This is a genomic window from Blautia intestinalis, assembly GCF_014297355.1.
GTDB lineage: Bacteria > Bacillota > Clostridia > Lachnospirales > Lachnospiraceae > Blautia_A > Blautia_A intestinalis.
Map to the genome: position 1 here is coordinate 63,190 of NZ_JACOQE010000014.1, position 7,276 is coordinate 70,465.

General features: G+C 39.2%; 10 protein-coding genes. 8 read left to right on the forward strand and 2 right to left on the reverse strand.

All coding sequences use genetic code 11. From position 1 onward, the window contains the following. Positions 1-97 precede the first annotated feature (97 nt). A complete protein-coding gene (tuf, locus tag H8Z79_RS15135) occupies positions 98-1,291 on the forward strand; it encodes an elongation factor Tu (protein WP_015541736.1) in 1,194 nt (397 codons plus the stop codon). A 214-nt stretch (positions 1,292-1,505) separates the two neighbouring features. On the opposite strand, the gene H8Z79_RS15140 is transcribed toward tuf, so the two are convergent. Next, complete coding sequence (locus H8Z79_RS15140; RefSeq protein ID WP_187002919.1) at positions 1,506-1,871, reverse strand: hypothetical protein; 366 nt, start codon at positions 1,869-1,871, stop codon at positions 1,506-1,508. Positions 1,872-1,899: 28 nt separating this feature from the next. Further along, a complete protein-coding gene (locus H8Z79_RS15145) occupies positions 1,900-2,433 on the reverse strand; it encodes a helix-turn-helix domain-containing protein (RefSeq protein ID WP_187002920.1) in 534 nt (177 codons plus the stop codon). 204 nt (positions 2,434-2,637) lie between these two features. Between H8Z79_RS15145 and H8Z79_RS15150 the strand changes: the two genes are divergently transcribed. From H8Z79_RS15150 to H8Z79_RS15180, 7 genes are all read left to right on the forward strand, one after another. Then, positions 2,638-2,829: a helix-turn-helix domain-containing protein gene (locus H8Z79_RS15150; protein ID WP_187002921.1), complete on the forward strand. Its 192-nt coding sequence runs from the start codon at positions 2,638-2,640 to the stop codon at positions 2,827-2,829. Between the two features lie 13 nt (positions 2,830-2,842). Further along, a complete protein-coding gene (locus H8Z79_RS15155) occupies positions 2,843-3,895 on the forward strand; it encodes a site-specific integrase (RefSeq protein WP_187002922.1) in 1,053 nt (350 codons plus the stop codon). 18 nt (positions 3,896-3,913) lie between these two features. After that, positions 3,914-4,084, forward strand: coding sequence for a hypothetical protein (locus tag H8Z79_RS15160; RefSeq protein ID WP_165854697.1), 171 nt, complete (start codon positions 3,914-3,916; stop codon positions 4,082-4,084). A gap of 186 nt (positions 4,085-4,270) precedes the next feature. After that, positions 4,271-4,939, forward strand: a complete 669-nt coding sequence (locus tag H8Z79_RS15165; RefSeq protein WP_187002923.1) for a CHC2 zinc finger domain-containing protein — start codon at positions 4,271-4,273, stop codon at positions 4,937-4,939. Then, on the forward strand, positions 4,887-6,236 hold the full coding sequence (locus H8Z79_RS15170) for a virulence-associated E family protein (protein ID WP_187002924.1): 1,350 nt from the start codon (positions 4,887-4,889) through the stop codon (positions 6,234-6,236). Before H8Z79_RS15165 ends, H8Z79_RS15170 begins: the two co-directional genes overlap by 53 nt. 105 nt (positions 6,237-6,341) lie before the next feature. Further along, entirely contained in the window at positions 6,342-6,569 is a 228-nt protein-coding gene (locus tag H8Z79_RS15175) for a DUF5348 domain-containing protein (protein WP_128866405.1), read from the forward strand. A gap of 189 nt (positions 6,570-6,758) precedes the next feature. After that, on the forward strand, positions 6,759-7,166 hold the full coding sequence (locus tag H8Z79_RS15180; RefSeq protein ID WP_225877030.1) for a plasmid recombination protein: 408 nt from the start codon (positions 6,759-6,761) through the stop codon (positions 7,164-7,166). Positions 7,167-7,276: the final 110 nt, after the last annotated feature.

A 7,276-nucleotide genomic window follows, 5' to 3' on the forward strand; every position in this document is an offset into this window, starting at 1 on the left:
ATATCCTTGATTTGCAATATAATCAAGGATAGCAAGTCAAAAACTGATAAAAACGCTCTGAAAGAAAGAGCATAGTTTTTAAGGAGGACATTTTAAAATGGCAAAGGCTAAGTTTGAGAGAACAAAACCGCATTGTAACATTGGTACCATCGGACACGTTGACCATGGTAAAACAACTTTAACAGCAGCTATCACAAAAGTTCTGGCTGAAAGAGTTCCAGGAAACACAGTTGAAAACTTCGAAGATATCGATAAAGCTCCAGAAGAAAGAGAGCGTGGTATCACAATTTCTACAGCACATGTTGAATATCAGACAGAGCATAGACATTATGCACACGTTGACTGCCCAGGACATGCTGACTACGTTAAGAACATGATCACAGGTGCAGCTCAGATGGATGGTGCTATCCTCGTAGTTGCTGCTACAGATGGTGTTATGGCTCAGACAAAAGAGCACGTTCTTCTTGCTCGTCAGGTTGGTGTTCCGTACATCGTTGTATTCATGAACAAATGTGATATGGTAGATGATGACGAACTTCTTGAACTGGTTGAGATGGAAATTCGTGAACTTCTTTCCGAGTATGACTTCCCAGGAGATGACATTCCGGTTATCCAGGGATCTGCTCTTAAAGCTCTTGAAGATCCGGCTGGCCCATGGGGAGACAAGATCATGGAACTCATGAACGCAGTTGATGAGTACATTCCGGACCCACAGCGTGACACAGACAAACCGTTCGTTATGCCTGTAGAGGACGTATTCTCCATCACAGGACGTGGAACAGTTGCTACTGGTAGAGTAGAAGCTGGTGTTCTTCATGTATCTGAAGAAGTTGAAATCGTTGGTATCAAAGAAGAAACACGTAAAGTTGTTGTTACAGGAATCGAAATGTTCCGTAAACTTCTTGACGAAGCTCAGGCTGGTGACAACATCGGTGCTCTTCTTCGTGGTGTTCAGAGAAACGAAATCGAGCGTGGACAGGTTCTTGCTAAACCAGGAACACTTACATGCCATACAAAATTCACAGCTCAGGTTTACGTTCTGACAAAAGACGAAGGTGGCCGTCATACACCATTCTTCAACAACTATCGTCCGCAGTTCTACTTCAGAACAACTGACGTAACAGGTGTTTGCAACCTTCCAGAAGGAACAGAAATGTGCATGCCTGGAGATAACATCGAAATGACAATCGAACTGATCCACCCAATCGCTATGGCTCAGGGTCTTACTTTCGCTATCCGTGAAGGTGGACGTACTGTAGGATCAGGACGTGTTGCTACAATCATCGAGTAATACAATCTGAATATAGATTTGTTATCGCAAGATAACGTTGTGTCCAAACGTAAGATACCCGTAGAACTTCGGTTCTACGGGTTTTTCTGTTGCTCGAAAATATGTAAAAGGACAGAAAAGAATAACGAACGGTATAGAAAAACGGTTGCCGGGAGAGTGTCCTGACAACCGTTTGTGATAGCAGAATGATAACAAAATATATAATTTTCGCTTTTTAATACCAGACAGATATTCCTTCTTTTAAAATTTTCCCGGAATTGTAGCCTTCTATAATTTTACTGATTGCATGATCTGCAAAAAAAGTTTTTGTAAATTCAGTTGTTGCTGAAGGCCATTCTTCTTCCGTTAAAAATGGAAGTCCTTCTTCTCTTCTCATGTCATTAACAGAATCTCTGAGTTCATTTTGTTCAGCTACAGTAACGATATGAGAAAAATCGTTATGTGCCATTTTTTGAATTTCTACAGTTTCATTCAATTTATCAATTAGTATGATTCCATGCATCTCATCTTCATGACCATCTGGAAAATACCAATAAATAAGATATTGTTCTGTTTCTTCTACTAATCTAAAAGTAACCATTTTGTCACACTTTCTATAAATGCCAAAATTAAGTTAGATCATAAACTCTGACAGTATTCCCCTCGGAACCTTTTTTAACGATAGTATGACAACCTATCGTAGTTCCCATGGCACGCAATTTCCATTCTTCCTGGGTAGCGTCCAGCTTGTCCAGTTCTACTTGTCTTTTATCTTCATCTTCAATAGCTAATATTTCAGCTTTTTCCTTTTCGTAGACATTTTTGAACTGACACCATTTCTTAAAGAAATCCTGCATTGTAGGATTATCAAATGTCATTGCAATATTCTGATCTGAGGTCTCTGAGAGAGAAAGATTTACAGAGTCATCGATTGCAAATAGGATGGAGAGTACATCTCCAACTGTCTCAATATTGAAATCAAGAAAAACACTTACATTTAATCCCAGTGCAGTTGCAATCTTTTCTAACTGATCCGGTTTTGGATTCCGGATTCCCAGTTCATATTTTCTGATCGTACCAACATTAATGCCGGACAGCTCGGCTAATTGTATCTGACTGTATCCTCTGAATTCCCGGTACGCCCGGATTTTTTTACCTACCATTATGGCTGCCTCCTTAATTATATTTGTGCTTCTATTCTAGCACAAAAGTGAATGTTGCGAAAGAGGTTGTTTTCTCAGAGTGGATTATAAAACACTTTGGAATATAAAAATTAAATTCGCAAAAGGTTATTGACAAAGTCACAAAAGTGAATTATGATAGAGAACATCAAAAGAGTCACAAAAGTGACTGGAAAGGAGGACAATATGAGAACTAGTTATATGATGACCGTTGATGATGTCATGGAAGAATTAGGCGTGAAACGCAGTAAAGCATATTCCATTTTAAAACAGCTCAATGATGAACTGGCAAAGGAAGGATATGTGGCAGTTCGTGGAAAGATTCCACGTCCTTACTGGGAAACAAAATTTTATGGGTGCTCTCAGAGAGCAATGTGAAGGAGGTTTTAAGATGTCAGCTTACAAAGACACAAAACAGGGAACCTGGTATGTGAGCTTCCGTTATATTGACTGGACAGGAAAGAAAACGCAGAAGCTGAAAAGAGGGTTCAAGACAAAGAAAGAAGCATTGAATTATGAAAAGGAATTCATAAGAAAGACTGCAGCGGATATGAAAATGGAGATGGGAAGTTTCATCGAAGTTTATTTTGAGGACAAGAGAAAAGAGTTGAAAGAAAATTCAGTCCGTAATAAGCAGCACATGATGAATAAGCACATTGTTCCGTATTTTGGAACAAGAAAAATGAATGAAATCACACCGGCAGATGTTATCCAGTGGCAGAATACCATTCAGGAAAAAGGTTACAGCAAGACTTATGAACGAATGATTCAGAATCAGTTGAATGCATTGTTCAATCATGCACAGAAAATTTACAACCTGAAAGAAAATCCATGTAAGAAAGTAAAGCGTATGGGAAAATCAGACGCAGACAAACTGGAATTCTGGACAAAAGAAGAATATGACCGTTTTATTAAGGTGATTGATCCGGGAAGTGAGGATTATCTGATATTTGAAATCCTGTTTTGGACCGGTATAAGGGAAGGGGAACTTCTGGCACTGAGTCTTTCGGATTTTGATATGAGCGGGAACAGGCTGCATATCAACAAGACCTATAACCGAATTCAGAAGCGAGATGTGATCGATACTCCCAAAACGGAAAATTCAGTCCGCACCATTGACATTCCTAATTTTTTGAAAGAAGAAGTACAGGAATATGCGAAGAAACGTTATGGATTTCCGGAAAACCAGAGATTATTTCCAATCGTGGCAAGAACACTGCAGAAACGTCTCAAAAGATATGAAAGACAGAGCGGTGTGAAGAAAATCAGAGTGCATGATATAAGGCACAGTCATGTTGCCTATCTGATTTATCAGGGAGTGGAGCCTTTGATCATTAAAGAAAGACTTGGTCACAAAGACATTCAGATGACACTGAACACTTATGGTCACTTGTATCCGTCACAGCAGAAAAAAGTAGCTGAGATGTTGGATAACAAACGTTAAATATGGAGGAAAAGACACATGAAAACAAAGAAAGTAGTCAGAAAAATATTTGATACGCTCAATTACAGCAAGAAGTTGAAGATAAGTTCCATTTTACCGGATCGAGATTCGGATTATGCGATTCTTCTTGAATTAGAAGATGGAAGCAAATTTGAAATTATCATTATCCCAACAAGGAGATTCGTATAAGGAGTGGAACCATGGCTACTGACAGACAAAAAGAAAAAGCCCAGACAAAATATCTGAGCAAGTTCTCTGATAATCAGATTCACTGATATATCATCTTGGCAGATTCAGTATATCACGAATTGAACGATACAACAATTCCCGAATATCTGTTCATCAGAGACTTGCCCGGAAGGGCAGGAGGTGGATATGACAATATTTGAACAGGTAAAAGAGTGCGTAACAGCCAGGCAGGCTGCAGAGCATTACGGAATTAAAGTTAAAAATAATGGGATGGCTTGCTGTCCGTTTCACAGCGACAGGCATCCGAGCATGAAAGCAGATAAAATGTATCATTGCTTTGGCTGTGGAGCGGGTGGGGATGCGATTGATTTCACGGCGAGGCTATTTGGACTATCGCAGTATGAAGCAGCAAAAAAGCTTATCAAAGATTTGGGATTAGATATTCATATCGAAGATAAGAGAAAGTGTAAAAGAACCGAAAATAGGGTTCCCCTGAAAATGCAAAAACCTAAAGTTGTGCTGATCAGAGAAAAATTAGAGCAGTGGCTAAACTATGCGACAGATGTGCTGATCCGATATCTGAGGTGGATTCAGTTCTGGAAAGAATTTTATAAACCAAAACCACAAGAAGAATGGCACGAATTATTTACGGAGGCATTGGCAAATGAAAGAAGAATAAATGACTATCTGGATGTGCTGATGTTTGGAGCCGGAGAAGAAATTATAGATTTTTTCAAAGTGAAAAGAAGGGAGGTTGAACGAATTGAAGAAAGAGTTAACAAATATCAGCGAGAAGTCCTTGATGGAATTAGAGAATATTGTGGACGAGGAAATGCTTACAGTCGAGGATGTTAATGAAATGCTGGCTCATACAGATAAAGGCAGAACCAGACAGACAATCCGAAATTGTGTAACGGTATTACAAAAAGATCCAGTGTTGAAAAAAGCAATTAAACGAAATGAGCTTTCTGGAAGAATGGACATTGTAAAAGAGGTGCCCTGGGAACGGAGAAGTGAGAGTCTCACAGTTACAGATACAGACGATAGTAATTTGAAGATGTATCTGGAAGATAATTATGAGATCACTAGTGAACGTGTAATAAAAAAGGGAGTGGATATTGTTTCCAATGAAAATAAGTATCATCCAATCCGGGACTATCTGGAGAGCCTGGTGTGGGACGGTGTTCCACGAATTGAGAATTTGCTGACACGGTTTCTGGGCGCTGACAAGAACAGTTATACGATTGGTGTGATGAAAATGCACATGCTGGCAGCAATATCCAGGATATATGAACCGGGAATAAAGTATGATATTATGCTTTGTCTGGTAGGAAGTCAGGGAGCCGGAAAATCTACTTTTTTCAAATATCTGGCGATAAATGACGATTGGTTCAGTGACAATCTGGATCACTTGGATGATGAAAATATTTACCGGAAATTACAAAACCATTGGATCATAGAGATGGGAGAAATGAAAGCAACTGTGACTGCAAAGAACATTGAACAGATTAAATCGTTTCTAAGCAGACAGAAAGAAACTTACAAAGTTCCTTATGAGGTTTACCCAGAGGACAGACCACGACAGTGTGTATTCTGCGGAACATCGAATGATCTTAATTTTCTTCCATTAGACAGAACCGGAAATAGGAGATTTGCCCCGATTATGACAGATGTAACAAAAGCAGAAGTTCATATTCTGGACAATGAAGAAGAGAGCAGAGCTTATATTGTACAGGCATGGGCAGAGGCTATGGTGCTTTATCAACAGGGAAATGTATACCTTAGTTTTACAAAAGAGATTGAAGAAGAAGCGAAGAAACTGCAGAAAGAATTTATGCCGGAAGATACAAATGCAGGAATTATCCAGGCGTTTCTTGATGACTATGAAGACGATTATGTATGTACAAAGCTTTTGTTTGATGATGCACTGCATCGGACAGGTGAGATGAAACAGTGGGAAAGCAAAGAAATCTCAAATATTATGAACAATGCAATCGAAGGATGGAAAGCACACGGAACTCACCGTTTCGGAAAGGAATATGGTATCCAGCGGTCATGGAAACGAATAGAAGGTACTGAGAAAAAAGACAAGGATGGATTTATGAAAGTACTGGAACAACTGGAGATACCATTTGAGAAAAAACAACTGTAAACAATGTAAACGAGACTTTGTGAAAAGAATGGAAAAGTTAACTTTTAAAATCTTTTGAGCTGTGTTTACAAATTCCGTTTACAGACAGGAGAGGAGAAGAAACTGATGAAACAGGGAAGATTAGGATATAACAGCTGCAATGGAAGATATGGATTATTGTCATCGGACTTATGGATTGATACAGGATTTCACTGTGGAGAAGGTCTGGAAGTATTAGTGGATGACAAGTGGGTACAGACCAGAATGGAGATGAACCTGGCAAGGGAATGGTATCTGGTGGGGACACCGTATTGTGGAAATCTGGAATATGTGCAGGCAAGGATACCGGAGTAAATAGCCCCGCAGGGCGCAAGGGTACTTTTGATGGACGGTACGGCTGTCGAAAGTGCTTTTGCGTTACTTTTGACAAAAGTAACAAAACCTCCGTATCCGGCGAAAGTTTCTTAAATATCGCCATGTCTGGCGTAAATAAAAATTATGTGCCATATCTGGCACTCAAACAGAGAAGAGGTGAGAAAACATATGATAAAACGAACAATCAGTGGCATGATTGGAGCCGGTTCACTGGCTCATAACAGACGAGATTTTGTAGCAGAAAATGTAGATCTGAAAAGAACGCAATATAATATCTGTTACCGAAATGAAAACCTACAGGAAGTTTACAAAGAGTTGTTTGATGAGGCCGTGGAGAGATACAATGTTGGAAAACGAAATGATCGAAAGATTACCAATTATTATGAAAAGATACGGTTGGGGAAACAGGAGAAGCTTTTTCATGAGGTGATCTTTCAGATTGGAAATTGTGGAGATATGGCCGTAGGGACGGAAGAAGGAGAGTTAGCTGTCAAGATATTGGATGAGTTCCTAAAAGACTTTGAAAAAAGGAATCCTACACTTCGGTTATTTAATTGCTATTTACATCTAGTATAACGTAAATTAAATAGCTACTATATATTTTGAGGATAATGTGTGGTATAATAGTGTTATCTAAGAAAGGGATGAACGCTATGAGAAGAACATATCTTACTCTGTCAGAGGAA

Coding starts and splice junctions, on each gene's coding strand:
- tuf (WP_015541736.1), top strand. CDS start 98: ATGGCAAAGGCTAAGTTTGAGAGAACAAAACCGCATTGTAACATTGGT.
- H8Z79_RS15140 (WP_187002919.1), bottom strand. CDS start 1,871: ATGGTTACTTTTAGATTAGTAGAAGAAACAGAACAATATCTTATTTAT.
- H8Z79_RS15145 (WP_187002920.1), bottom strand. CDS start 2,433: ATGGTAGGTAAAAAAATCCGGGCGTACCGGGAATTCAGAGGATACAGT.
- H8Z79_RS15150 (WP_187002921.1), top strand. CDS start 2,638: ATGAGAACTAGTTATATGATGACCGTTGATGATGTCATGGAAGAATTA.
- H8Z79_RS15155 (WP_187002922.1), top strand. CDS start 2,843: ATGTCAGCTTACAAAGACACAAAACAGGGAACCTGGTATGTGAGCTTC.
- H8Z79_RS15160 (WP_165854697.1), top strand. CDS start 3,914: ATGAAAACAAAGAAAGTAGTCAGAAAAATATTTGATACGCTCAATTAC.
- H8Z79_RS15165 (WP_187002923.1), top strand. CDS start 4,271: ATGACAATATTTGAACAGGTAAAAGAGTGCGTAACAGCCAGGCAGGCT.
- H8Z79_RS15170 (WP_187002924.1), top strand. CDS start 4,887: ATGGAATTAGAGAATATTGTGGACGAGGAAATGCTTACAGTCGAGGAT.
- H8Z79_RS15175 (WP_128866405.1), top strand. CDS start 6,342: ATGAAACAGGGAAGATTAGGATATAACAGCTGCAATGGAAGATATGGA.
- H8Z79_RS15180 (WP_225877030.1), top strand. CDS start 6,759: ATGATAAAACGAACAATCAGTGGCATGATTGGAGCCGGTTCACTGGCT.